Origin of the sequence: Vibrio sp. 10N.222.55.A1 (assembly GCF_041473835.1) — a bacterium.
GTDB lineage: Bacteria > Pseudomonadota > Gammaproteobacteria > Enterobacterales > Vibrionaceae > Vibrio > Vibrio crassostreae_C.
Genome location: NZ_JBFRSX010000022.1, coordinates 54,449 through 78,742 on the forward strand (window position 1 = coordinate 54,449; position 24,294 = coordinate 78,742).

Consider the following 24,294-nt stretch of genomic DNA (forward strand, 5'->3'; position numbering starts at 1 on the left):
TAGAAGGAATTTAGAATGACACAAGAGCAAAACCTGCATCAATCCATGGCGCAGACTCCAGCCTATGATGGCCAACCCGCTCAGTTAGTGACGCTATCAAATACGCATGGGATTCAAGTGACATTCATGGATATTGGTGCAACATGGTTGAGCTGTATCCTGCCAGTAAAGGGAAACAAAAGAGAAGTGTTGTTGGGTGTTAACTCAATGGAGAACTTCGATAAACAAGCCAGCTATATGGGCACAACCGTTGGCCGTTATGCTAACCGCATTGCTAATGGTCGTTTCAAAATTGATGGTCAGAATTACAAGCTGGAAACCAACCAAGCGGGCAATACCTTACATGGTGGCCCGAACGGATTTGATAAACGCCGTTGGAATATTGCCGAGCAAACCGAAACGTCAGTGGTGTTCAGTCTAGAGTCTGCTGATGGCGACCAAGGATTCCCGGGGAATTTGAATGTGTCGGTACGTTATGACATCACCGAAGACAATCGAGTGTCCATTAATTACTCTGCAACCACAGACAAGCCGACTGTAGTCAACCTAACGAATCATGCGTACTTCAATCTACTTGGCGCTGAAGCTGGACACGATTGTTTGTCACACATTGTCAGTATCAATGCTAATCAGTTCTTACCGACCAACTCGGTGGGTATTCCGTTAGGTAACCTTAAATCAGTGAAATCGACCAGCTTTGACTTCAATCAGCCTATGATGATCTCAGAGCGTTTGTTGGGCGATGAACAGCAGAAAGCAGCAAAGGGTTACGACCACTCTTTCTTATTGGCTGATGGCTGCAAACGCACTCAATGCGCCGCGACCGTAACCTCACCGGATGCGCTCGTCACACTAAAAGTATTTTCAACCAAACCTGCGATGCAGCTATACACCGGAAACTGGCTTGGTGGCACACCAAACCGAAGTGGTGGCAGCTATGAAGACTACGCTGGTTTGGCGCTAGAAACCCAGTTCTTACCTGACTCTCCTAACCACCCAGAGTGGAAGCAGGACAGTTGTATTCTCAAGCCTGAACAAGAATATAACTACAGTACCTGTTACCAGTTTGAATTTTCGGGGGATTCTTCAAACTAGTACGCTCTAGCTCAAAGCGGTTACGTCAATATCTTTTGTTTGTGAATAGGACGATGTGAATTATCGCGTTGTTCTTGGGGGATGAGCAAAAGTGGCGCTCAACAAGAGTGCGGTTTATTAAGCGCAATTGTTGAGTATCTGAGTAAGGTAGGAAAGCCCTAACAGAAGCGATTCTGTTAGGGCTTTTTTTTGTTTATTGCTTGATGAGTCGACCAGAACCTAGACTTTCTCTACCGAATTACGGCGTACCAGAGTTGGAGAGAACATCATTGGTTCAGTTGAGGTGTTTTCACCTTTGGCTAAGTGCAACGCGAGTCGTGTCGCTTTCTCTGCCATCATCTGAATCGGGTAGCGAATAGTGGTGAGCTTTGGATGAACATAGCGGGCAATCAAACCATCATCGAAACCGATGATCGACATTTTGTCTGGCGCTTGAATACCGTTTTCATCAAGGACAGACAAAGCACCAGCTGCCATGTAATCGTTGTACGCCACAATGCCAGTGATTGGCAGTGACTTAGTCAGAAGGTTAGTCATGGCGTATTCGCCACCGTCACTGGTCGGCGCTGAGTATTCAATATAGCTGTCAGAGAGCGCTATTTTGTAATCTGAGAGTGCCGCTAAGTAACCTTGGATACGCTCATCGGCATCTTCAATGCTATGCGATGAGGCGATACAGGCAATGTTCTTATGGCCATGGCGGATCAGATATTCCGTCGCAAGATACGCACCTTTTTTGTTGTCTAAGAAAATACAGTGGTTGGCAATCTCAGCAATATAACGGTTGATCAGTACTAAGCCTTTGACCTCTTTTGCATAGGCAATCAGTTCTTCGTCGGTGAGGCCTTTAGAGTGGATCACCAGGGCGTCACAACGGCTGTTAATCAGCAATTCAATCGCTTGTCTCTCTTCTTCACGATCGTGCGAGCCATTACCGACAAGGATATGTTTTCCGTTCTCACGAGCGACATTGTCGACAGCCTTAACCAGCGTGCCAAAAAAGGGATCGGAGATGTCACCGACCAATACACCAACAGTGTTCGTGCTTTGGCTTACCAGCGCTCGAGCATTGGCATTCGGTCGATAGCCAAGTTTAGACATCGCTTTAGTTACAGACTCTACCGAGCTTGCACTCGCCTTGGGAGACTTGTTGATCACTCGAGATACGGTTGCAACAGAAACACCAGCTTCCTTTGCTACATCTTTAATTGTTGCCATTTTTAACCTCTATACATTGCTTCATCTATTTAACACCGACAATGATAGTAAGGCAACGAAACTCTCATTTTACTTCCAGTAATGAGATCTTTACCGCTTGTAATTATTAGGCTTAATGCTAGTGTAAACATTTACATTTTACTTAATTTTAGTAAATGATTTAATGAGTGAAAATAAACCAATATAGGAAGTGAGAAATGGATACTGTCTCTTATGGTGACTTTGCTAAGTTAGAAATGCGTGTGGGTAAGATCATTGAGGTTGTGCGTCATGAAAACGCCGACAAGCTTTACATAGTGCAAGTGGATGTTGGTGACAAGACACTGCAAACGGTGACCAGCCTAGTCCCTTACTACACAGAAGAAGAGTTGATGGGTAAGCAGGTTGTTGTTTTGTGCAATCTAGCGAAGGCGAAGATGAGAGGCCACACTTCTGAGTGCATGTTGCTTTGTGCAGAAACGGAAGATGAATCTGAAAGTGTATTGCTAACACCTGAACGTGCGATGCCAGCAGGTATTCGTGTCGTTTAAGCTCACTTTAGGTTGGTGAGTCAATGTGTTCACCAACCTAAATCAACTAGCTGCGTACAGTTAGTATCAAGCCATCAATCACACTGTGATGGTGATCGGAAACCCCAGCAAGGTTGCCGTATTTAGGCTGGTGGCGATCATTTTCTAATGGGTGATGCCAACCTTGTGTGTTTTTAACGAAGTGCGCCGCAAAGCTTTCAGACACCTCTAAACATCCTGCTAATACAGTATCGACGTAGGTTTGAACGATAGGGCTGTTTTCGCAAGGTGCTTCAATCTCGTCTTTGATGTAAACCCAGATCGGTTGATCCTGTTTGAATTCATCTTGGCTTTCTATCTGAGAGGCCTTTAATTCGATACGGTGATAACCACGCTCACGGCGATCAAACTCAGCCAGTGCAATATCATCCACCTCAAGCAACACACCATTCACTTGTCCTTCGCCGAGATTGACGATCAAAGGGGATAAGACATAGCTGTCATCGATCTTGCTCCAATGGCGAATCAAGCCATGAACAATCGCAGGGATCGCTTGCCCTGTCTGACCGGTAAGCTGACGTGAAGATGAGTTGATTAAACTGCCATAACCAAAAATATACATCGCGTTCCTTGTCTGTTCTGTTGTATTTGAGACTAGTCTTACTATATGTGGCGAGATAGTAAAAGTCAGTAAGTTTCTATTTATACACCTATATGTCTTTATGACTCTTTTGGTTGTGTTTTTTTGACCTGTTTATTGGCTAGTGAATCTCGTGAGTGGCTGTTTTTACTGGCTTTATCGAATTGGCGCGTTTCATGCAATGTGATCTGCATATTGCATCGAATTTGATGCACACCAAATTTGGTTTAGGTAATACCTTGGCCGCTTATCTGAGAATTAGGAGCGAGTTTGTTAAATATCACAGATAAAAGTGTAGAAGACGCGATTCCAGCCTACCTGCGTTTAGGCTTTCGACCTTTCTTCTTTTTAGGCAGTCTCTATGCCGTGATTGCGATTGTAGCTTGGGTCATCATGTTCCAAAACGGTCAGCCTGAGATTTTAAAAGTTCCCGCACTGTGGTGGCACGTGCATGAGATGCTGTTTGGTTTCTCAATGGCGATAGTGGTCGGTTTTGTGTTAACGGCAGTACAAACGTGGACGGGTGTCAATGGCACCAAGCATTATCGATTAGCTGCGCTAGTCGGTTTGTGGCTCGCACCTCGTATTCTGTTTTGGACACCCGCTCCGTTATGGCTGATCTCGTCGGTTGAGGCGCTGTTCTTAATCTTCGCCGCCTACGAAATTGGTTTCCGAGTCGTGAAGTCGAAAGGCTGGAAGAATCTATTCTTTGTGCCACTGTTTATATTGGCTATCGTGGCGAACTTTGCTAGTTACGCGACCATTAAGGGGATGCCTCCATTCCCATCGTCTGCAGTTTGGCAGGCTATGTTGTGGTGGTTTACCTTGCTGTTATCAGTGATGGGTGGGCGAGTGCTCCCATTCTTTACAGCGCGTCGTTTTGATTTCGAAAAAGCGCAGCCCTTGGTTTGGTTGGAATGGTTAGCCAATCTACCTTTGGTTGGCTTATTTGTGTTGAGCTTCTTCCCATTGACCTTTGCTCAAGTCGGCAATGAGTTGATGGTATTTGCAGGTGTGACACAGTTGGTGCGCTTTATCCGCTGGAAGCCTTGGACAACACTATCAGAACCCTTGGTGTGGTCGCTGCATGCGGCTTACCTATGTATCCCTCTCAGCTTGCTGTTACGCGGTTTGCTAGATAACCCGTTCGCGAGCCATAACATGCTGCACCTGTTTGCGATTGGCGGTTTGAGTGGGTTAATTCTGGCGATGATCACGCGCGTGACAATGGGACATACTGGCCGTGCTATCTATAAAGGGCCAAGTATGGCTTTGGCGTTCTCGGCTATATTTATCGCGGCACTCGTTCGTAGTTTAGGTGTGGCATTCTTCCCGGCGTATTTATTTGAGATGGTCAATATCAGCGCGGGTTTATGGACGTTAGCGTTCGGTCTATTTATCTGGAAATTTGGGATGATGCTGTTAACGCCAAGAGTGGATGGTCACCCGGGCTAAGCCAATTAGTTATCTATTGATATAGATAGGGAAGCTCAGAGCTTCCCTTTTTGATCTTGATAACTCATTAAGTACTCGCAGCAAGGTATTGGCGTACCTGTGTGATGAGATCTTCCTTGGCGTGAGGCGAGATAAAACTGGCTTCGATGGCATTAATACTGAACTGCGCCAATTCGTTTTTGGTCACTGGGTGAGCATTGGCGACGGCGAGGAAGTTATCATTCATATAGCCGCCGAAGTAAGCCGGATCATCGGAATTGATGGTGACGCACAGCCCTTTTCTCAGCAACTCGACGATGTTGTGCTCTTGCATGGTCTCAAACACCTTGAGCTTGGTATTCGACAGCGGGCAGACGGTCAGTGGTGTACGTTTTGCTATTAGCTGTTCCATCAACTCTTCATCTTCTACACAGCGAACGCCATGATCAATTCGGGTAATGCCTAGCAAGCTCAGTGCGTCGCTAATATTTTGTGCTGGGCCTTCTTCTCCGGCGTGCGCGACAGTCAGAAAGCCTTGGTTGATCGCTTCTTGGAATACATGTTTAAACTTCTCTGGTGGATTGCCCTGTTCTGATGAATCTAACCCAACGGCAATGATCTTATCTTTATAAGGAAGGGCTTGTTTGAGTGTTTCAAAAGCGCTGTCTTCATCGAGATGACGCAGAAAGCACATGATCAGTTGGCTGCTGATACCAAGCTCTTGCTCCACTTGATTCAAAGCTCGAGTAATCCCGCCAACGATGACTTCAAAGTCAATGCCGCGTTCAGTGTGAGTCTGAGGGTCGAAGAAGATCTCAGTATGAACCACATTATCTTGCTGACACTTCAACAGATAAGCCCACGTCAGGTCGTAGAAATCTTGTTCATGAATCAGTACGTTTGCACCTTGGTAATAGATATCGAGAAAGGATTGAAGATTGTGGAACTGGTACGCGTCTCGAACTTGGTCTGGGGTCTCAAAGGGAATCGACAGGTTATTACGCTTGGCGAGTTGGAACATCAGCTCTGGCTCTAATGTGCCTTCTATATGTAAGTGCAGCTCAACTTTGGGTAAATTTTTGATGAAGCTATCCATAGCAACTCCTTAGCTATTTTAATTATGAGCGGAGTAGGTGAGACAGTAGAGTCTATAAACCTGAGCAAGCAGGTATCTCTTTCATTTATCTCTGTTTGAGCATAGTTCATTTCATTGTTATCGATAAAATAGGATAGAAGTTGATGGTGAACCGAGAGTTATGAACCGATTGAAATTAGGCGCAAACGATTTGCAGCATTGGAGTGTGATCCGCTGCAAATATTTGCAGCAATATTCATTGATTTGTGCTCTAATACCGCGCTTACCAAGGGATGGTGTTAAAAGATGCTCACTTAGATGGAGTTATCAAAGTTGACCGATCCCTTAATGATCTCCCTTAGGAAAAAATAGAACATGTCTAAGAACAAAAAATTTGATATCCGCCTTACAGAAAAACGCAACGGTTGGTGTGCAGAGATTACTCGTCAAGTAACGTCTCGCAGCACTACAGTATCTAAGCGTGAGTCTGGTTTCGAAACTGAAGCTCTAGCACAAGAGTGGGCAGAGAAAGAGCTAGCATCTTTCATCGCTAACCAAGCTGAACGTAACGAGCGTAAATCAGAGCAACGTAAAGAGCGTGACGAACTACGTCACACTAAAGAGCTTAAAGCTGAGCAAGCACGTGAAGCGCGCGCTAAAGCTCGTGCAGAAGAGCAACAAGACGCTGAATAATTCAGTGCATGACTAATTTATAGATCCCTTAATTTTAAGATAAGGGATTTGTGAAAAAAAGCCCCGATACAACTTTTTTCTTTCGAGTTAAAAGTGTTTTGGGGCTTTTTAGTTTGTGGAGTTCTGTTTTATTGTGTTTAAGAGCTCGGTTTGGCTTCTCGCTTTTAACGTCGAGCTCTTAAACTGTTAAGCATTGTCTGATCAGTTATTCAGTGCAGTTAGCCAATCGTCTTCTGCCACTTCTTCAATGTAGCTTTCTACTGATTGTCCTACTTCTTCATCGTCTTGCTTGAAGTAAGCGATGTGGAACACAGCATCACCTTCGTTGACCAAAGGCAGAGTTTGCTGACCAATCACGATACCGCCTTTGGTTGTGATCACTTGGCCTTCTTGGTGACCCAATGGAGAGCTGATGTAAGCAAGGGTTTGTCCTGCTTCAACCTGTTCGCCAAGTCTTACCATGTTACGCAAAATACCGTCTGATTCAGCGCGGATCCAGCTGGTGGATTTACTCAATACTGGCTCTGGTAACTTCTTACGGTTAGGGCGCAGCATGCCGATTTCTTTCATCACTTGATGCACGCCAAGGTAACCCGCACGAATCGCGAGGTGATCAAAACGCAGCGCTTCACCACCTTCGTAAGTTAATACAGGAATACCCAGTTTTTCCGCTTCGCTACGCAGTGAACCGTCGCGCAGTGGAGAATCAATAATCACGGGTGTTGCGAACGCTTTTGCGATGCGCAGTGTCTCAGGGTTCGATAGGTTTGCACGAATCTGTGGCAGATTGGTACGGTGAATCGCGCCCGTGTGTAGATCCAGAATGTAATCACAGTGCTTTGCCACGTTCTCAAAGAAGGTGTAAGCGATACGTGATGTTAACGATCCTTTCTCACTGCCAGGGAAGCAACGGTTTAGGTCACGACGGTCTGGTAGGTAACGAGATTTATGGATAAAGCCAAATACGTTAACGATAGGCACAACAATTAATGTCCCTTTCAGTTTCTTTGGATCAATCGCATTGGTCAGTTGTCGTGCAATCTCAACACCGTTTAGCTCATCGCCGTGGATAGCCGCATTTACCATCAGTGTTGGGCCTGCTTGGCGACCGTGAATAATTTCAATCGGGATCGAAAGTGGAGAATGCGTGTAAAGCTGAGCCGCTTGCAGTTCAATCTCCATTCGCTGTCCTGGCTGAACAGTATAACCAAGTAATTCGAATGGTTGATTAGGTTTTAGTCTTGCCATTTAGGTTGTTCTCAACATGGTGATAATTCGTTAACACGGAATGTAGCAATCGTTGATTTTTAGTACGAATCAATCGCTTTACGGTGACGACAAAAGTTTTTTATGAAGGGGCTTCTGAATTGGTTTCAGTTTTTTATCTGGCTAATTGAAGGGTGTTTAAAATTTTGAATTTTCTGACAATACATTAACTTAGAGCTGATATTTGTCATTCAGTTCGTTGGTATTATCCACCGCCATTTTTTGGCGGCCAAATTCAAATATTGAGATCAAAATGAAAAAAACAATTTCAAAAGTTGTAGCACTAGCGGTGGTATCTGTTGCTTTATCTGGCTGTGTTGGTAGCAACGCAGTAACGGGTTACCTAATGAAGTTCAACATCAAGGCTGTTGATAACCGTTACGCTCGTGGTGGTTTGAACATGCTACTTGCACCTGCATACGGTCTAACAGTTGCTGCCGATTACCTAGTATTCAACTCACTAGAGTTCTGGACTGGTAGCAACCCACTAACAGGTGCTCCGCACATCTTTGATACTAAGACTGATACTTACCTAGACATCAACCACCAACTTGATCCGTCTCTAACGGAAGCGCCAGTGGGTCCTATCACGAGTGCAGATGTGATCGAAAAAGGTCAAATGCAGCAGATTGATGAAAACACGATCCAAATGGACATTACTTACCAGTCTGGTGAGCGTGCGACGTTAATCGGTGTTCGTGATGGCGAGATGGTGACGTACTTCATCGATGGCGAAGTTGTGGCACAAACTTCAATTGATGAGCTAGAAAGCTACGCGGCTTCACGCGCTTAATTGTTTATTTAGTCACAAGTAGTAGCTACAAAGATTAGATACAAAAACAGGTACTCATTGAGTACCTGTTTTATTTTGTCTCAGATAAACGGTGTTTACTGTAAAACACCATTTACTGAACAAACATAGCTTATCGAATTAAGCTTTTTCTGGGATCGCTTCAAGCAATGCAACCATTTGGTTCCAGAATAGCTCAACGGTGTCGATCTTCACTTTCTCATCAGGAGAGTGCGGAAACTTGATGGTTGGGCCGAAAGAAACCATATCCATGTTCGGGTAAGGTTCTTTGAATAGACCACACTCAAGACCAGCATGTATAACCATGATGTTTGGCTTGTGACCGTAGATACCTTCGTACATGTCACGGAAGATATGCATGATTTCTGAATCTGCGTCTGGTTTCCAACCTGGGTAAGCACCAGAGAACGCGATGTTAGCGCCTGCTAGTTCAGCAACAGAGTGAAGCATGCTTTCTACTTGGCTACGACCTGAATCGATAAGAGAGCGGATCAGGCAAAGTACTGTGATTGAGTTCTCTTCTGTTGTGATAACACCTACGTTTAGAGACGTTTCCACAACACCTTCAACCTCGTCACTCATACGAATCACGCCGTTTGGACATGCGTTAAGTGCCGCGATAAAGCGAGCTTGGTCTGCTGACGCAAGTGCGCCCATTTCTACAGAAGCTTCTTCATTGAAAGTCACGATGCTGTCTTCTACTTTACCTAGCTCTGTTGAAAGCAGCTCAGTGTAGTAGTTGTATAGTGAAGCCAGTTTTTCTTGGTTTGCCGCAGGAACAGCAACCGTTACGAAACCTTCACGAGGGATCGCGTTACGAAGGCTACCACCTTTGAATTCGACGATGCGAAGGTCTAGCTCTTTTGCGTGACCCGCTAGGAAGCGAGCAAGCAGTTTGTTTGCGTTTGCACGACCTGTGTGGATGTCACAACCAGAGTGACCGCCTTTTAGGCCTTTTAGCGTTAGCTTACGTGTTACGAAGTCAGCTGGAATCGCATTACGAGCAATTTCAAATGTCATTGCGCCGTCGATACCGCCAGCACAACCCATGTACACTTCGCCTTCTTGCTCTGAATCGGTGTTAAGAAGGATATCGCCTTCTAACCAACCCGCTTCAAGACCAAAAGCACCAGTCATGCCTGCTTCTTCATCTACTGTTAGTAGAACTTCGATAGGGCCGTGCTGGATTTCGTTTGAAGCAAGAACCGCTAGGCAAGAAGCCATGCCCATGCCGTTATCAGCGCCAAGCGTTGTGCCTTTAGCTGTAACCCACTCACCATCAATGTATGGTTGAATTGGATCTTTAGCAAAGTCATGAACTGTGTCTTCGTTCTTTTGTGGAACCATATCGATGTGAGCTTGTAGCACTACACCTTTTTTGTTTTCCATACCCGCCGTTGCTGGCTTTTTGATGAATACGTTACCCGTTGGGTCACGACGTACATCTAGGCCTTGCTCTGTTGCCCAAGCAATAATGTATTGAGCAAGCTCTTCTTCATGCTTAGAAGGGTGTGGGATTGAGCAAATCTTATCGAAGAACTGCCAGATAGGGGCAGGGGATAATTTACTGATCTCAGAATGGAATTCAGACACGGATGACTCCTTTTTTATTTAATAACCATATATTTAGGTTTTGTATGGGGAAAAACCTAGAACAAAAATCTAAAATATGGGTCTATTTTGATGGCAACAGCATACCACTTGAGCGTTTTGACGAGTAGCGGTTCTAAACCTCAAATAGCTCAAATTTTGAAAGCGATCTTGTCCATCTGATCACAGCTAAGCGCCTTGATGCTTATAAATGGAGCAGGCAAACGTTTGTTTAATTCTATTTTGTAGTTTTATTACAAAATAAGTTTGTAAAATAACCGTAAATGGCCAAAAATGTGACGTATAGCAAAAAATACTTGTAATCTTTTTTCTTTAGGGTATATTAATAACCAACTTCTGAGATGAAGAGTAAATGCTCAAAGGATGAGTCCGTTTTATCGCCTCCAAGGAACCGAGAAATCAAATTCGTTTTTTATTGATTTATTAAGGTGATAGTTATGAAAGGTTTACCATCTGCAATGTTCTGGATTAACAGCTCTGTTTACACTAGCAACTTTGCATACCCTACAAGCTTTGGTTACTAATACCGTAAGCATGTAACTCGAACAGTTTTGTTCACCCCTATATATTGGAATTCTTTTACAGCCCTTTTGGTTGACAGATTCTACCGCCACTCAGTTTTGAGTGGCGTTTTTTTTGCCTGCTACTTTTCCAAACCGCTTTCGCTTGTCACTTTCCTTGCTGTTCTGCGTGGTTGTTTTTTAAACGCCGAAATATCAATTTGCGCCTTATTACTGATCCTGTTGAAAAATACATAACTATTGTGAGTTTGAATTCAGAATTTACTGGCTAGATTATCAATGAAAATAACCGATGGTAGAAAAAACAACCAACTAGTTTTAGTGAGTCTATTGTTGTTAACTGTTTGTTTTTAATGGTTATTTATCGATGATATCTTCATTTTTAATCGCTTTGTTTCATACGGCATTCTGATAAATATCGATTAGAGCCTTAATTCTATCTGGAATTTGTTATTTGATAACTTTATAATCCACAGCCAATCGATTACGCAACCGTTTACTTTTTACCCTTATAGGATTCGATAATGTTCGAAAAGCTATTCAAACTCAGTGAAAATGGCACCAATGTGCGCACTGAAATCATCGCAGGTCTAACAACCTTCCTAACAATGGCTTACATCATTTTTGTAAACCCAATGATTCTAGCTGATGCTGGTATGGACCATGGCGCTGTATTTGTAGCAACCTGTTTAGCGGCTGCTATTGGCTGTTTCATCATGGGCTTTGTTGCTAACTACCCAATTGCTCAAGCTCCAGGCATGGGTTTGAACGCATTCTTTACCTACGCTGTTGTAATGGGTATGGGTTATACGTGGCAAGTTGCTCTGGCAGCGGTTTTCGTATCAGGCGTAATCTTCATCTTCTTAAGCATCTTTAAGATCCGTGAATGGATTATCAACTCGATCCCTATGTCTCTGCGTGTTGGTATCTCTGCAGGTATCGGTCTTTTCCTAGCGTTTATTGCGCTTAGCAATGCAGGCATCGTTGTTTCTAACCCAGCAACTAAAGTCTCACTGGGCGACATTACCGCGATTGCTCCTATCCTAGGCTCACTTGGTTTCTTCCTAACGATTGCTCTTGTTCACCGTGGCGTGAAAGGGGCAGTAATGATTGCGATTCTAGCTATCACAGCTCTTGGCATTGTTATTGGTGACGTTCAATACGGCGGCATCATGTCTACACCACCAAGCCTTGCTCCTACATTCATGCAGCTTGATTTCTCTGCTGTATTTGAAATCGGTATGATTTCAGTGGTATTCGCGTTCTTGTTCGTCGATTTGTTCGATACAGCGGGTACTCTGGTTGGTGTTGCAACGAAAGCAAACCTAATCAAAGAAGACGGCAAACTACCTCGCTTGAACAAAGCACTGCTTGCTGACTCTACAGCAACATCTATTGGTGCACTGCTAGGTACATCAAATACTACTTCTTATGTTGAGAGTGTTGCGGGTGTTGCTGAAGGCGGCCGTACCGGTCTAACGGCTGTTGTTGTTGGTATCTTATTCCTACTGGCTCTTTTCTTCTCGCCACTTGCAGGTATGATTCCGGCTTACGCAACATCAGGTGCACTTTTCTATGTAGCAATTCTGATGATGTCTGGCCTAGTTGGCATTGATTGGCGTGATCTTACGGAAGCAGCACCAGTCGTGGTAACATGTCTGCTTATGCCGCTGACGTACTCTATCGCTGAGGGTATCTCACTAGGTTTCATCGCTTACGCTGCAATTAAGCTGCTAAGTGGTAAAGGTCGCGACGTTTCACCTGCTGTGTGGGTAATGTCGGCTATCTTTATTCTTAAATACATTTTCGCTTAATCGTCTAGATTTCTGCTTAATCGCTGAAGAGGCTATGTTTGAAATAGCCTCTAATAACATGACAAAATTATTAGGTTTTATACTATGAGCAACAAATTCGTTATCACTTGGGACAACATGCAGACTTACTGCCGTCAACTTGCTGAAAAGCAAATGCCAGCAGAGCAGTGGAAAGGCATCTGGGCAGTAAGCCGTGGTGGTTTGGTTCCTGGTGCAATCTTGGCTCGTGAGCTAGGTATTCGTCACGTAGATACGATTTGTATTTCTAGCTACGACCACGATCACCAACGTGATATGACAGTAGTTAAAGCACCTGAAGGTGACGGCGAAGGCTTCCTAATCGTTGAAGACTTGGTTGATAGTGGTGACACTGCACGTAAGCTTCGCGAAATGTACCCTAAAGCGAAACTGATCGCTGTATGTGCAAAACCATCTGGCGCTGATTTGCTAGACGAGTACATTGTTGATATCGCTCAAGACACATGGATTGAGCAACCTTGGGATACTAGCCTAAGCTACGTAGAGCCAGTAAATCGCAAGTCAAAATAAGCGTAAACTTAGTTTTTTGAGAAATGACCCTTTATAGGGTCATTTTTTTTTATATTATTAGTGACAACCATTTCTTATTAAGTATCCCAATGTCTGAACCAGAAGAAACGAGCTCGAACCTTTCGGAAACTTTGTTTGTAAAGCACAAGCAAGCGAAAGAGACCTCAATGTTGACACAATACATGCCAAGCTCTGAAGCGCTATTGGATGAGAAACGTGAACAGCAAAACTCATCATGGTATCGAAACCTAAGACGTCTTCAGTGGGTATGGCAAGGCGTTAATCCAATAGAGCAGGAAGCGGTATTGGCTCGCATCGCGTCATCAGATAACTCTCGTACAACCGATGAGTGGCTTGATACGGTCATGGGTTACCGAAGTGGTAACTGGGCATACGAATGGACCAAGCTGGGTATGCAGCATCAAAATCGTTCTAATGAGAAGAATGGTGAAGAGATGGCTGAAGAGCTATTTTCCGCATCGTTGTGCTTCAGTATTGCGGGTTACCCACACCTCAAGAACGACAACTTGGCAGCTCAGGCTCAAGTGTTGGCCAACGCAGCGTATTCTGAAGCGATCAAGCACACTAAGTTGATCGTCAAGCAGATTGATATTCCATACCAAAACAAGAAGATCAAAGCGAACTTGCATCTAACCAAAACAGATAAACCTCAGCCTGTTGTGATTGTGAGCGCTGGACTAGACAGTTTGCAAACCGATATGTGGCGCTTGTTTAGAGATTACCTAGCCCCTAAAAACATTGCTATGTTGACGGTCGATATGCCGTCGATAGGGCACAGTGCGCATTGGCCTTTAACTGAAGACTCGTCTTGCCTTCACCAAGCTGTGCTCAATGAACTGCCTAACATCCCATGGGTCGATCACCACAAAGTCGGCTTGTTTGGTTTCCGCTTCGGTGGCAATGCGATGGTGAGATTATCTTTCCTTGAGCAACATAAGATTAAAGCGTGTATCTCTTTAGGCGCGCCAATTCACGACATCTTTGTTCATGCCGACAAACTGAAACAGATGCCTAAGATGCATCTAGATGTGTTGGCTTCGCGTCTTGGTAAAGGGGCGGTCGATATCAATAGCCTTTCTGGGCAGTTGATGGCGTGGTCACTCAAGGTACAAGGCTTGCTGTCAAACAGTAAAACCAGTGTTCCTATCTTGGCATTGGCTCTGGAAGGTGACCCGGTTTCACCGCCAATGGATAATCAACTGGTTGCTATTTACAGTGATTACGGAAAAGCGAAGAAAATCAAAGCTAAGTCAATTACACAAGGTTATGAGCAATCCCTCGAATTGGCGATAAAGTGGCTTGAGGATGAATTATTTAGATGACATTTCTCCTAAATTAGTTAAGCATGAAAAGTGTACAAACTAAGTACCTGATACTCAGAGATAATTTATAAAATCCAAATGCGTAGTTTCTACGTATAACAGTCTGAGTAACGTCATTCTTAACATTGAAAATGGAGATTCAATATGTCAGAAGTGACACAACAACCTACGCATTACCGCTTGTTGAATGTTTTAAAGGCGATCGGGCCTTACTTAAGGGAACCGCAATCAGAAGAAGGCCACTATATCTTTGATTGCTTGTCTGTATGTGTGAACGATAAAAAATCACCAGAAGAACGCGAGTTCTGGGGCTGGTGGCTGGAATTGGATAAGTCGGAAGAGGGATATTCGGCGAAGTACAATATCGGCAAGTACAACATCGATGGTAACTGGGATTCTTTGCCGTTACCTAAAAAGGCGGTCGCTGAGGTCTCTCGAACTCAAGAAGCCTTCCACAAAAAACTGGTTGATGAACTTCAAAGTAAGTTTGAAATCAGTATCCAATTAGACGAAGAGTCTGTCGAATTCGTCTAATTTTAAAGGTTACTCTTCTATATAAAGCAAAAAGGTGCGATTTCGCACCTTTTCTGCTTGTGAATTCCCCTTTTGATTGCTAAAACATCACCTCTTATTTGTTTTATCCATAAAAGACTTCATGACAACAAATCATCAAAGCGGGACAACAACACAGCGTAAAACTGTCGTTGTTAAACTGGGTACCAGTGTCTTAACTGGTGGAACATTGGCATTAGACCGCGCTCATATGGTTGAGCTGGTTCGTCAATGTGCTGAATTAAAAAAACAAGGCCACTCTGTGGTTATGGTTTCGTCTGGCGCAATTGCAGCAGGACGTGAGCACCTTGGTTACCCCGCACTTCCCAACTCAATGGCGAGCAAACAGTTGCTTGCGGCAGTTGGGCAAAGCCAGTTGATTCAAGTTTGGGAGTCTTTGTTTGCTATCTATGGCCTTAAGATTGGCCAGATGCTACTGACTCGTGCTGATCTCGATGATCGCGAGCGTTTTCTTAATGCACGTGACACGATCAACGCACTGGTTGAACACGATATTATTCCGGTAGTAAACGAAAACGACGCAGTAGCAACCAACGAAATTAAAGTGGGCGACAATGATAACTTGTCGGCCTTAGTGGGTATTTTGTGCGGTGCTGATAAGCTTTTGCTACTAACAGACCAAAAAGGCCTGTTTACAGCTGACCCTCGTAAAGACCCAAATGCTGAGCTCATCAAAGAAGTGAAAACCATTGATGACACGCTGCGTAAGATCGCAGGCGGCAGCGGTACGACATTAGGTACCGGCGGTATGGCAACAAAACTGCAGGCGGCTGATATTGCTCGTCGCGCAGGCATCGAAGTGATTATTGCTGCGGGCAGTGCTGAAAATGTGGTGTTTGATTCACTGAGTGATAACCCACAAGGCACACGTTTCTTGCCTTTAGCTGAAGCGCTTGAAAACCGTAAACGCTGGATTTTAGCGGGCCCTGCTTCAGCAGGTGACATCGTGGTTGACGACGGCGCAGTAAACGCAGTCAACACCAAAGGCAGCAGCTTGTTGGCGAAAGGGGTTGTTCGAGTTAAAGGCGAATTCTCTCGTGGTGAAGTTACCCAAGTCACAGACAGTAAAGGCAAAGTAATTGCGCGTGGTATCGCCAGTTATTCAAGCCAAGACCTAGCAAAAATTGCAGGCAAGCACAGTAAAGATATTGGCGACATCCTTGGATACGATTATGGGTCAGAAGTCATTCACCGTGACGACCTAGTTGTGATTCAAGAGTAGCTCGTGATGATAAGGCGAATCGCCTTTTTGCATCCAAAGACAGACAGAATTTAGGGAGAGTTAAACGTGGATTTAACTAACATGGGTATCGCAGCAAAAGACGCTGCTTTCCACCTAGCGACCGCATCAACGGCGCAAAAGAATAAAGCATTGGCGATTATCGCTGATGAGCTAGAAGCAAACGCAGCAACGATTTTAGAAGCGAACGCGAAAGACATCGAACTGGGTCGTGAAGCGGGTTTAACTGACGCACTGCTCGATCGTCTACTTCTTAACGAAGAGCGCTTAAGCGGTATCGCTAACGATGTTCGTAACGTGATTAGCCTGAATGACCCAGTTGGCAGCGAAATTGACAGCAAAGTACTAGAAAACGGTATGTCTCTGTCTCGCCGCCGCGTGCCACTTGGTGTGGTGGGTGTTATCTATGAAGCGCGTCCGAACGTAACCATCGATATTGCAGCTCTGTGTCTGAAGACAGGTAACGCAAGCATTCTACGTGGTGGTAAAGAGACGTTTTTCTCGAACATGGAACTGGTTAAGGTTATCCAGTCTGCATTAGAGAAAGCGGAGCTTCCAGCCGCTTCTGTTCAGTACATCGAGAAGCCTGATCGTGAACTCGTTTCTCAACTGCTTAAACTGGACGACTACGTGGATATGATCATTCCTCGTGGCGGCGCTGGTCTGCACAAGATGTGTAAAGAGAACAGCACCATCCCAGTAATCATCGGCGGCTTTGGTATCAGTCATATCTTCGTTGATGAAAGCGCTGATCTTGAGAAATCTGTCGATGTGGTCGAAAACTCAAAAGTTCAACGTCCATCGGCGTGTAACTCGTTAGATACACTGCTAGTGCATGAAGCGGTTGCTGAAGCTTTCCTAACTAAGCTGAAACAGCGTTTAGCCGGCAAGGTAACCTTAGTTGCTGATACCAGTGCAAAATCGCTGCTAGCGGGTTTTGAAGACCAACGTGATGCGGTTGAAGGCGACTTTGACACTGAATGGCTAAGCTACACGCTAGGCGTGAAAGTGGTAGCGGATGTGGCAGAAGCGATTGACCACATGCGTGTACACAACGCGAGTCATTCAGATGCGATCATGACCAATAGCTTAGAGAGCTCAGAGCGTTTCATTAACTCTGTTGGTTCTGCAGCGGTTTATGTGAATGCATCAACACGTTTCACTGATGGAGCACAGTTTGGTTTAGGTGCTGAAGTTGCCGTGTCTACTCAGAAATTGCATGCTCGCGGCCCAATGGGCTTAGAAGAGCTGACAAGCTACAAATGGGTAGGTAAAGCGAACTATTTAGTCCGCGGTTAACGCTGGTCGTTAATTTTACTCCTCAGCTCATTTTTGAAATGGCGGTCGAGTAGCAATAATCAATGAATCACCACACAAAAGGGCCTTAATTGGCCCTTTTTCTTTCCTAACGTTTGGCAATTCCGTTACACTGATATTCAATTATTTGGAGGTGATATGCATTGTCCTTTTTGTTCAGAGAACGACACTAAAGTAATCGATTCAAGACTGGTAGCCGATGGCCATCAGGTTCGTCGTCGCCGTCAATGCCTTGCATGTAGTGAACGTTTTACTACGTTCGAATCGGCAGAACTTGTGATGCCTAAAGTCATAAAGTCGAATGGAAACCGCGAACCATTTAATGAAGATAAAATGGTGGGTGGTGTACAGCGCGCCCTAGAAAAACGCCCAGTGAGTGCTGACGCGATTGAACTTGCGATCAGTACGATTAAGTCACAACTCCGTGCAACTGGTGAGCGTGAAGTACCAAGCGAGATGATTGGTAATCTTGTGATGGGCCAATTGAAAGAATTGGATAAAGTGGCGTACATTCGTTTTGCCTCTGTTTACCGCAGCTTTGAAGACATCCGAGAGTTTGGCGAAGAAATCGCTAAATTAGAGGATTAACTCCTCAATCATGTCAAACTTTACTCCCCTAGATTTTCAAATGATGTCGCGTGCTATTCAGTTAGCAAAACGCGGCATTTACACTACTGCGCCAAACCCTAATGTGGGTTGTGTCATTGTACAAACCGACGGTCAGATCGTTGGTGAAGGTTTTCATGCCAAAGCTGGCGAACCTCATGCTGAAGTACATGCCATGCGAATGGCAGGCGACAAAGCAAAAGGTGCGACGGCTTATGTCACGCTAGAGCCTTGTTCTCATTACGGTCGAACGCCGCCTTGTGCTGAAGGTTTGATTAAGGCTCAAGTAGCCAAAGTGATTTGTGCCATGCAGGACCCAAACCCAAAAGTCGCAGGTCGTGGTATCAAAATGCTACGCGATGCGGGTATTGAGGTTGAAATCGGTTTGCTAGAGCAAGACGCTCTCGACTTGAACCCTGCATTTATCAAGCGTATGCAAACGGGCATGCCATTCGTTCAGTTAAAGATGGCGGCTAGCCTTGATGGGCAAACGGCATTGGAAAATGGTCAAAGCCAGTGGATCACATCGCCAGAAGCACGTCGTGATGTTCAGAACTACCGAGCAAAATCAGGCGCTGTGTTGTCAACTAGCCAGACGGTGATTGAAGACAACGCGTCGTTGAATGTTCGTTGGGCAGAGTTGCCAAGCAGTATCAAAGGTCATTACGCTGAAGACGAGCTGCGTCAGCCGATTCGCGTGATTCTTGATCGTCAAAACCAACTGCGTCCTGAACTCAAGTTATTCCAGACTCCAACATCGGTGTTGAGAGTTGCCGAAGCATCTGCTGATATTGAAGTCGCAACCACAGATGCAGGTCAGCTCGATTTGCACGATCTGATGCGTCAATTACCTGCCAATCATATCGACCATATTTGGGTCGAAGCGGGCGCAACATTGGCAAAAAGCTTGATTGAAGAGCAGCTGGTGGATGAGCTAATCCTTTATTTAGCACCTAAACTTATGGGCAGTGACGGACGAGGTTTGATGGGTGCATTAGGGCTCACTTCAATGTCTGACGTTATTGACCTAGAAATTAAAGATGTTCGACAGGTTGGTGTGGATATTCGCATCGTTGCGAAACCCGTATTTCGAAACAGATAGTAACGAAACCACAGTGGAAATAGTTACTCCAACTACATACGTGTCGTTGACAACAAAAAGAGTTTTAAAATGTTTACAGGAATTGTAGAAGCCGTAGGTACATTGAGTGCAATCACTCCCCGCGGAGAAGACATCACCGTAACGGTTAATGTTGGTAAGCTTGATATGGCTGACGTTAAGTTAGGCGACAGTATCGCTACCAATGGTGTGTGTTTGACAGTTGTTGAATATAACGACCACAGCTACAGTGCAGATCTTTCGCTTGAGACCCTGAAAAAAACGGGTTTTGTCGATTACCAAGCGGGCGATAAAGTTAACCTTGAGAAAGCAATGTTACCAACCACGCGTTTCGGTGGACATATAGTGTCTGGTCACGTTGATGGCGTGGGTGAGATTGTTGAACGTAACCAAGTTGGCCGTGCGATTGAATTCTGGGTAGAAATGCCAGCAGAAATCTCAAAATACGTGGCTCAAAAAGGCTCAGTAACAGTTGATGGCATTAGCCTGACTGTGAACGATTTACGTAAGAACGCATTCAAGCTGACTATCGTTCCTCATACTTCTTCAGAAACCACCATCGACCAATTCAATGTCGGTCGTAAAGTGAATCTAGAAGTTGATGTATTAGCACGTTACATGGAGCGTTTACTGCAAGGTCAGCAACAAGAATCTGAGCCTGAATCTCGATTAACGATGGAATTCTTACAGCAGAATGGTTTTGCCTAACCGTTGATACAAAGTGCGTTAAGCGAGACTTTGTAAAGCGAAGCAATATCATCAGGTTTAAATAGTGTCGGTTCTAGGAAGCAGAACCATTTCAAAGGATATAGAACAATGCCAATTAGTACTCCTCAAGAAATTATTGAAGACATTCGCCTAGGAAAAATGGTTATCCTGATGGATGATGAAGATCGCGAAAATGAAGGCGATCTGATCATGGCAGCAGAACATGTGACGCCAGAAGCGATTAACTTCATGGCGATGTACGGCCGTGGTTTAATTTGTCTGACGCTAACCAAAGAGCGTTCAAACCGCATGGGTCTAGCGCCTATGGTTCAAGATAACAACGCACAGTACACCACTAACTTTACTGTTTCGATTGAAGCGGCAGAGGGCGTAACAACGGGTATCTCTGCATCAGACCGTGCAGTGACGGTTCAAGCGGCAGTGGCGAAAGATGCGAAAGCGGCTGATCTTGTTCAACCTGGTCATATTTTCCCACTGACAGCGCAAGATGGCGGTGTTCTGACTCGCGCAGGACACACAGAAGCAGGTTGTGATTTAGCACGTCTTGCAGGCTGCGAGCCAGCATCGGTTATCGTTGAGATCCTTAACGACGACGGTACTATGGCTCGTCGCCCTGACCTTGAAGTGTTTGCTGAAAAACACGACATCAAGCTAGGCACGATTGCTGACTTGATTGAATACCGCAACAACACAGAAACAACGATTGAGCGTGTAGCACAATGCTATTTACCAACAGAGTTTGGTGATTTCGAGCTGGTGACTTACCGCGATACAATTGATAACCAGATCCACTACGCGATGCAAAAAGGAGACCTATCTGAAGGTGCTCCTTTGGTACGTGTTCACCTGCATGACACGTTCACCGATCTGCTTCATTCAGACCGTGGTACTGAACGCAGCTGGTCGCTAGATAAAGCGATGAAGCGTATTGGCGACGAAGGCGGTGTGTTGGTTATTCTTGGCAACGAAGAGTCGTCTGATTCTTTGATTCACAAAGTGAAGACATTCGAAGCGCAAGACAAGAACGAGCAGCCAACTATGGCGAAGAAGCAGGGTACCTCGCGTCGTGTTGGTGTCGGTTCTCAGATTCTTCAAGATCTAGGTGTGCACGATATGCGTCTGCTTTCTTCAAGCACTAAGCGTTACCACGCATTGGGTGGTTTTGGCCTTAACGTTGTTGAGTACGTTTGCGAATAAACCATGCGTTAGCAAGCAGACGTTTCTCCGTTTGTAGCAACATAATTTACCGATGATTTCAGTGGCTCTTTTGGTGATAAATCTTGCCAAAAGAGCAAAGTAGCCAAGTCCGACTCAAAACGTGTTCAACACACAAACTTGGTTACTCGCTGTTCCTATATGCTTGGGATCAGCGCTGCATTATCATCTTTACATTGCCGGTGTCTGTTCTTCTAAATTACCATTAGATATTGCTCACAGTTTTGTGCTAGAATCCGGCGATTCTCACTTGATGAAAATAGTTAAAGGAAGGCTTATGAAAGTGATCGAGGGTGGCTTCCCAGCGCCAAATGCAAAAATTGCTATCGTTATTGCTCGTTTCAACAGTTTTATTAACGAAAGTTTACTTTCTGGTGCAATCGATACTTTAAAGCGTCATGGACAAGTAAGCGAAGACAACATCACTGTTGTTCGTTGCCCTGGTGCAGTAGAACTTCCACTTGTAGCGCAGCGCGTTGCAAAAACAGGTAAGTTCGATGCGATTGTATCTCTTGGTACAGTAATTCGTGGCGGTACACCTCACTTTGACTATGTTTGTAGTGAATGTAATAAAGGTTTGGCACAAGTGTCTCTGGAATATTCTCTTCCAGTAGCGTTTGGTGTTCTTACTGTTGATACGATCGATCAAGCTATTGAACGCGCAGGAACCAAGGCTGGTAATAAGGGTGCAGAAGCAGCACTTAGCGCACTTGAGATGATCAACGTTCTTTCTGAAATCGATTCCTAATGGGGGCCAGTGTGAAACCAGCCGCACGTCGTAACGCACGTCAATTTGCTCTACAAGCAATTTATTCTTGGCAAATTACTAAAGAAAATATTGCTACCGTTGAAGAACAGTTCTTATCTGGTGGTAAGTATGATGAAGAAGAGCATCATGCTGCAGAGCCTGCTCTTGCTATGCCAGAAACAGACGTTGCATACTTCCGCGACCTACTAACTGGTGTTGCTCTTAGCCACATGGAACTTGATAGCAAGCTTCGTCCATTCGTATCTCGCCCTATGCAAGATCTGGATCTGATGGAACTAGCGCTTCTACGTTTAGCTATGTACGAGATGACTCGTCGCGAAGATGTACCATACAAAGTGGTTATCAACGAAGCTATCGAGCTTGCAAAAGTATTTGCAGCAGAAGACAGCCATAAGTTTGTTAACGGTGTGCTTGATAAAGCTGCACCGCACGTTCGTAAGAAATAAGACGTTCGTATATTGAATCTAAAGGTCAGCTTTTATGCTGGCCTTTTTTGTAACTAAATTTCTGTAATATCCATGATTACGGCGATTTTTATGAGACTAAAGATAGGGCATGTGATGTCTGGCGAATTTAACCTGATTGAAAAATATTTTGTAAATCGACAACCACAACGTAAAGACGTTCTTCTAGCTGCTGGCGATGATTGTGCTTTGGTCAAAGCGCCGGGCAATGTTGAGATAGCGATCAGCACGGACACCTTAGTGGCTGGTACCCATTTCTTAGCTGAGGCGAATCCGGCTTGGGTGGCACACAAAGCGTTGGCTTCCAATATCAGTGACCTTGCTGCAATGGGCGCGACGCCTGCTTGGGTGTCTTTTGCTTTAACCATGCCTGAAATCGATGAAGCATGGCTTGCTCCCTTCTGTGACTCCTTTTTTAAACTCGCAGACTACTTTGGTATTCAGTTAATTGGTGGCGACACAACCAAAGGTCCACTAAGCCTGACACTGACGGTACAGGGCTTTGTTCCTGAAGGACGAGCGCTGCGCAGAGATGGCGCGAAAGTGGGCGACTGGATTTACGTAACAGGTAATCTAGGTGACAGCAAAGCTGGCTTAGAAGTGTTACTTAACCCTGAGCAGAACAGAGCGAAGCCCTATGCTGCTGAGCTTGAAGAGAGACATTATGTGAGCGCCCCACGAGTGTTAGCGGGTCAGGCTCTAGTGAACCTTGCTTCATCTGCTATTGATATCTCTGATGGCGTTATTGCTGATTTAAAACATATCCTTAAGCGTTCTCAAGTTGGCGCGAGTATTGATGTAAGCACGCTGCCTATCTCTCCAGAGTTACGTCAGTTCGCTCCTGATATCACTTCAGCTCAGCAGTATGCGCTAATGAGTGGTGAAGAGTACGAACTGTGCTTTACTGTACCAGAAGAGAATAAAGGGTCGCTGGAAAGTGCTTTGTCACACACTGGTACAAAAGTCACCTGCATTGGCCAGATAAGACCTGTAGAATATTTTGAATTACACAATAATGGTGAACCACTAAGCTGGAACTTAACTGGTTACGATCACTTTAAGGTTAATTGATGACAAACCCACTTTCTCTTATTTCTCTTAAAAATCCTTGGCATTTCTTAGCAACGGGTTTTGGCAGTGGCTTATCGCCTATTATTCCCGGCACAATGGGCACGCTTGCGTCAATTCCGTTGTACCTATTGTTGGTTCAGCTACCGTTTCCTGCTTACGTTGCCGTGGTGGTGGTAAGCTGCATTATTGGTATTAAGATCTGCCAAGTAACGTCTGATGATATGGGCGTGCATGACCACGGTTCTATCGTTTGGGATGAGTTTGCGGGCTTTTGGATCACCATGAGCTTAGTGCCTATGCTGAATATCCCTGCCGATGACTGGAAATGGCTTCTGACTGGTTTTGTGCTTTTCCGCTTCTTTGACATGGTAAAACCTTGGCCGATTGGTTGGCTAGATGCGCGAATTCACGGCGGCTTGGGTATCATGATTGACGATATTGTAGCGGGTATTATGGCGGCTATTTCGTTGTATGCCGTGGCACATTTCGCAGGTTGGTTAGTGTGAGTTAACTGAAGGGCTAAGGTTTAGTTGGCGATACACCAAACTAATTAGCAGATACTAAAAAGGTTGACCCTAGGGCCAACCTTTTTTGTTTGCGGAGCTTACGAG

24 protein-coding genes are annotated in these 24,294 nt (G+C 44.9%); 19 read left to right on the top strand and 5 right to left on the bottom strand.

Annotated features, from left to right (window positions below):
- The first annotated feature begins 15 nt into the window (after positions 1-15).
- On the top strand, positions 16-1,095 hold the full coding sequence (gene galM, locus AB4493_RS06745) for a galactose-1-epimerase (protein ID WP_017063325.1): 1,080 nt from the start codon (positions 16-18) through the stop codon (positions 1,093-1,095).
- A 219-nt stretch (positions 1,096-1,314) separates the two neighbouring features.
- On the opposite strand, the gene AB4493_RS06750 is transcribed toward galM, so the two are convergent.
- Positions 1,315-2,313 carry a substrate-binding domain-containing protein gene (locus AB4493_RS06750; RefSeq protein WP_017066816.1) on the bottom strand — a complete coding sequence of 333 codons (999 nt, stop codon included), beginning with the start codon at positions 2,311-2,313 and terminating at the stop codon, positions 1,315-1,317.
- A gap of 197 nt (positions 2,314-2,510) precedes the next feature.
- Between AB4493_RS06750 and AB4493_RS06755 the strand changes: the two genes are divergently transcribed.
- Positions 2,511-2,843: a tRNA-binding protein gene (locus tag AB4493_RS06755; RefSeq protein ID WP_017060796.1), complete on the top strand. Its 333-nt coding sequence runs from the start codon at positions 2,511-2,513 to the stop codon at positions 2,841-2,843.
- Between the two features lie 46 nt (positions 2,844-2,889).
- Here AB4493_RS06755 and AB4493_RS06760 read toward each other — a convergent pair whose 3' ends face one another.
- Positions 2,890-3,444 carry a gamma-glutamylcyclotransferase family protein gene (locus AB4493_RS06760; RefSeq protein ID WP_372154707.1) on the bottom strand — a complete coding sequence of 185 codons (555 nt, stop codon included), beginning with the start codon at positions 3,442-3,444 and terminating at the stop codon, positions 2,890-2,892.
- 288 nt (positions 3,445-3,732) lie between these two features.
- Here AB4493_RS06760 and AB4493_RS06765 point away from each other — a divergent pair, with 288 nt between their 5' ends.
- Complete coding sequence (locus tag AB4493_RS06765; protein ID WP_372154708.1) at positions 3,733-4,917, top strand: NnrS family protein; 1,185 nt, start codon at positions 3,733-3,735, stop codon at positions 4,915-4,917.
- A 67-nt stretch (positions 4,918-4,984) separates the two neighbouring features.
- Here the strand turns inward: AB4493_RS06765 and AB4493_RS06770 are convergent, their stop codons facing one another.
- Positions 4,985-5,992 carry an adenosine deaminase gene (locus AB4493_RS06770; protein ID WP_017069510.1) on the bottom strand — a complete coding sequence of 336 codons (1,008 nt, stop codon included), beginning with the start codon at positions 5,990-5,992 and terminating at the stop codon, positions 4,985-4,987.
- 354 nt (positions 5,993-6,346) lie between these two features.
- Between AB4493_RS06770 and AB4493_RS06775 the strand changes: the two genes are divergently transcribed.
- Positions 6,347-6,664, top strand: a complete 318-nt coding sequence (locus AB4493_RS06775) for a DUF3622 domain-containing protein (protein ID WP_017069509.1) — start codon at positions 6,347-6,349, stop codon at positions 6,662-6,664.
- Positions 6,665-6,865: 201 nt separating this feature from the next.
- Here AB4493_RS06775 and AB4493_RS06780 read toward each other — a convergent pair whose 3' ends face one another.
- Entirely contained in the window at positions 6,866-7,912 is a 1,047-nt protein-coding gene (locus AB4493_RS06780; RefSeq protein ID WP_017060792.1) for a succinylglutamate desuccinylase/aspartoacylase family protein, read from the bottom strand.
- Positions 7,913-8,183: 271 nt separating this feature from the next.
- On the opposite strand from AB4493_RS06780, the gene AB4493_RS06785 reads away from it, so the two are divergent.
- Positions 8,184-8,723 (top strand): DUF3332 family protein, encoded by a 540-nt coding sequence (locus tag AB4493_RS06785; protein ID WP_048605541.1) that lies wholly within the window; start codon positions 8,184-8,186, stop codon positions 8,721-8,723.
- A gap of 138 nt (positions 8,724-8,861) precedes the next feature.
- Here AB4493_RS06785 and AB4493_RS06790 read toward each other — a convergent pair whose 3' ends face one another.
- Complete coding sequence (locus AB4493_RS06790) at positions 8,862-10,334, bottom strand: aminoacyl-histidine dipeptidase (protein ID WP_372154709.1); 1,473 nt, start codon at positions 10,332-10,334, stop codon at positions 8,862-8,864.
- A 1,063-nt stretch (positions 10,335-11,397) separates the two neighbouring features.
- On the opposite strand from AB4493_RS06790, the gene AB4493_RS06795 reads away from it, so the two are divergent.
- The 14 genes from AB4493_RS06795 to pgpA all read left to right on the top strand — a co-directional run bounded on the left by AB4493_RS06795 (position 11,398) and on the right by pgpA (position 24,189).
- Entirely contained in the window at positions 11,398-12,687 is a 1,290-nt protein-coding gene (locus AB4493_RS06795; RefSeq protein ID WP_017060789.1) for an NCS2 family permease, read from the top strand.
- 84 nt (positions 12,688-12,771) lie between these two features.
- Positions 12,772-13,236: an oxytetracycline resistance phosphoribosyltransferase domain-containing protein Tet(34) gene (gene tet(34), locus AB4493_RS06800; protein ID WP_009847475.1), complete on the top strand. Its 465-nt coding sequence runs from the start codon at positions 12,772-12,774 to the stop codon at positions 13,234-13,236.
- An 89-nt stretch (positions 13,237-13,325) separates the two neighbouring features.
- A complete protein-coding gene (frsA, locus tag AB4493_RS06805) occupies positions 13,326-14,579 on the top strand; it encodes an esterase FrsA (RefSeq protein ID WP_017060788.1) in 1,254 nt (417 codons plus the stop codon).
- Positions 14,580-14,723: 144 nt separating this feature from the next.
- Entirely contained in the window at positions 14,724-15,113 is a 390-nt protein-coding gene (gene crl, locus AB4493_RS06810) for a sigma factor-binding protein Crl (RefSeq protein ID WP_017060787.1), read from the top strand.
- A 76-nt stretch (positions 15,114-15,189) separates the two neighbouring features.
- Complete coding sequence (proB, locus tag AB4493_RS06815; protein WP_012604650.1) at positions 15,190-16,374, top strand: glutamate 5-kinase; 1,185 nt, start codon at positions 15,190-15,192, stop codon at positions 16,372-16,374.
- 66 nt (positions 16,375-16,440) lie between these two features.
- Complete coding sequence (locus AB4493_RS06820; RefSeq protein WP_372154710.1) at positions 16,441-17,691, top strand: glutamate-5-semialdehyde dehydrogenase; 1,251 nt, start codon at positions 16,441-16,443, stop codon at positions 17,689-17,691.
- A 156-nt stretch (positions 17,692-17,847) separates the two neighbouring features.
- Positions 17,848-18,297, top strand: coding sequence for a transcriptional regulator NrdR (nrdR, locus tag AB4493_RS06825; protein WP_004734394.1), 450 nt, complete (start codon positions 17,848-17,850; stop codon positions 18,295-18,297).
- A 40-nt stretch (positions 18,298-18,337) separates the two neighbouring features.
- Positions 18,338-19,417, top strand: a complete 1,080-nt coding sequence (ribD, locus tag AB4493_RS06830) for a bifunctional diaminohydroxyphosphoribosylaminopyrimidine deaminase/5-amino-6-(5-phosphoribosylamino)uracil reductase RibD (RefSeq protein ID WP_017060785.1) — start codon at positions 18,338-18,340, stop codon at positions 19,415-19,417.
- A 69-nt stretch (positions 19,418-19,486) separates the two neighbouring features.
- Positions 19,487-20,143, top strand: coding sequence for a riboflavin synthase (locus tag AB4493_RS06835; RefSeq protein ID WP_010436361.1), 657 nt, complete (start codon positions 19,487-19,489; stop codon positions 20,141-20,143).
- 108 nt (positions 20,144-20,251) lie between these two features.
- Positions 20,252-21,361: a bifunctional 3,4-dihydroxy-2-butanone-4-phosphate synthase/GTP cyclohydrolase II gene (ribBA, locus tag AB4493_RS06840; RefSeq protein WP_372151534.1), complete on the top strand. Its 1,110-nt coding sequence runs from the start codon at positions 20,252-20,254 to the stop codon at positions 21,359-21,361.
- 295 nt (positions 21,362-21,656) lie between these two features.
- On the top strand, positions 21,657-22,127 hold the full coding sequence (gene ribE / locus AB4493_RS06845) for a 6,7-dimethyl-8-ribityllumazine synthase (RefSeq protein ID WP_004741508.1): 471 nt from the start codon (positions 21,657-21,659) through the stop codon (positions 22,125-22,127).
- On the top strand, positions 22,127-22,594 hold the full coding sequence (nusB, locus tag AB4493_RS06850; RefSeq protein WP_004734399.1) for a transcription antitermination factor NusB: 468 nt from the start codon (positions 22,127-22,129) through the stop codon (positions 22,592-22,594). Before ribE ends, nusB begins: the two co-directional genes overlap by 1 nt.
- Before the next feature lie 114 nt (positions 22,595-22,708).
- Entirely contained in the window at positions 22,709-23,683 is a 975-nt protein-coding gene (gene thiL, locus AB4493_RS06855; RefSeq protein WP_372154734.1) for a thiamine-phosphate kinase, read from the top strand.
- Positions 23,683-24,189 carry a phosphatidylglycerophosphatase A gene (gene pgpA / locus AB4493_RS06860; protein ID WP_017060782.1) on the top strand — a complete coding sequence of 169 codons (507 nt, stop codon included), beginning with the start codon at positions 23,683-23,685 and terminating at the stop codon, positions 24,187-24,189. Before thiL ends, pgpA begins: the two co-directional genes overlap by 1 nt.
- Positions 24,190-24,294 lie beyond the last annotated feature (105 nt).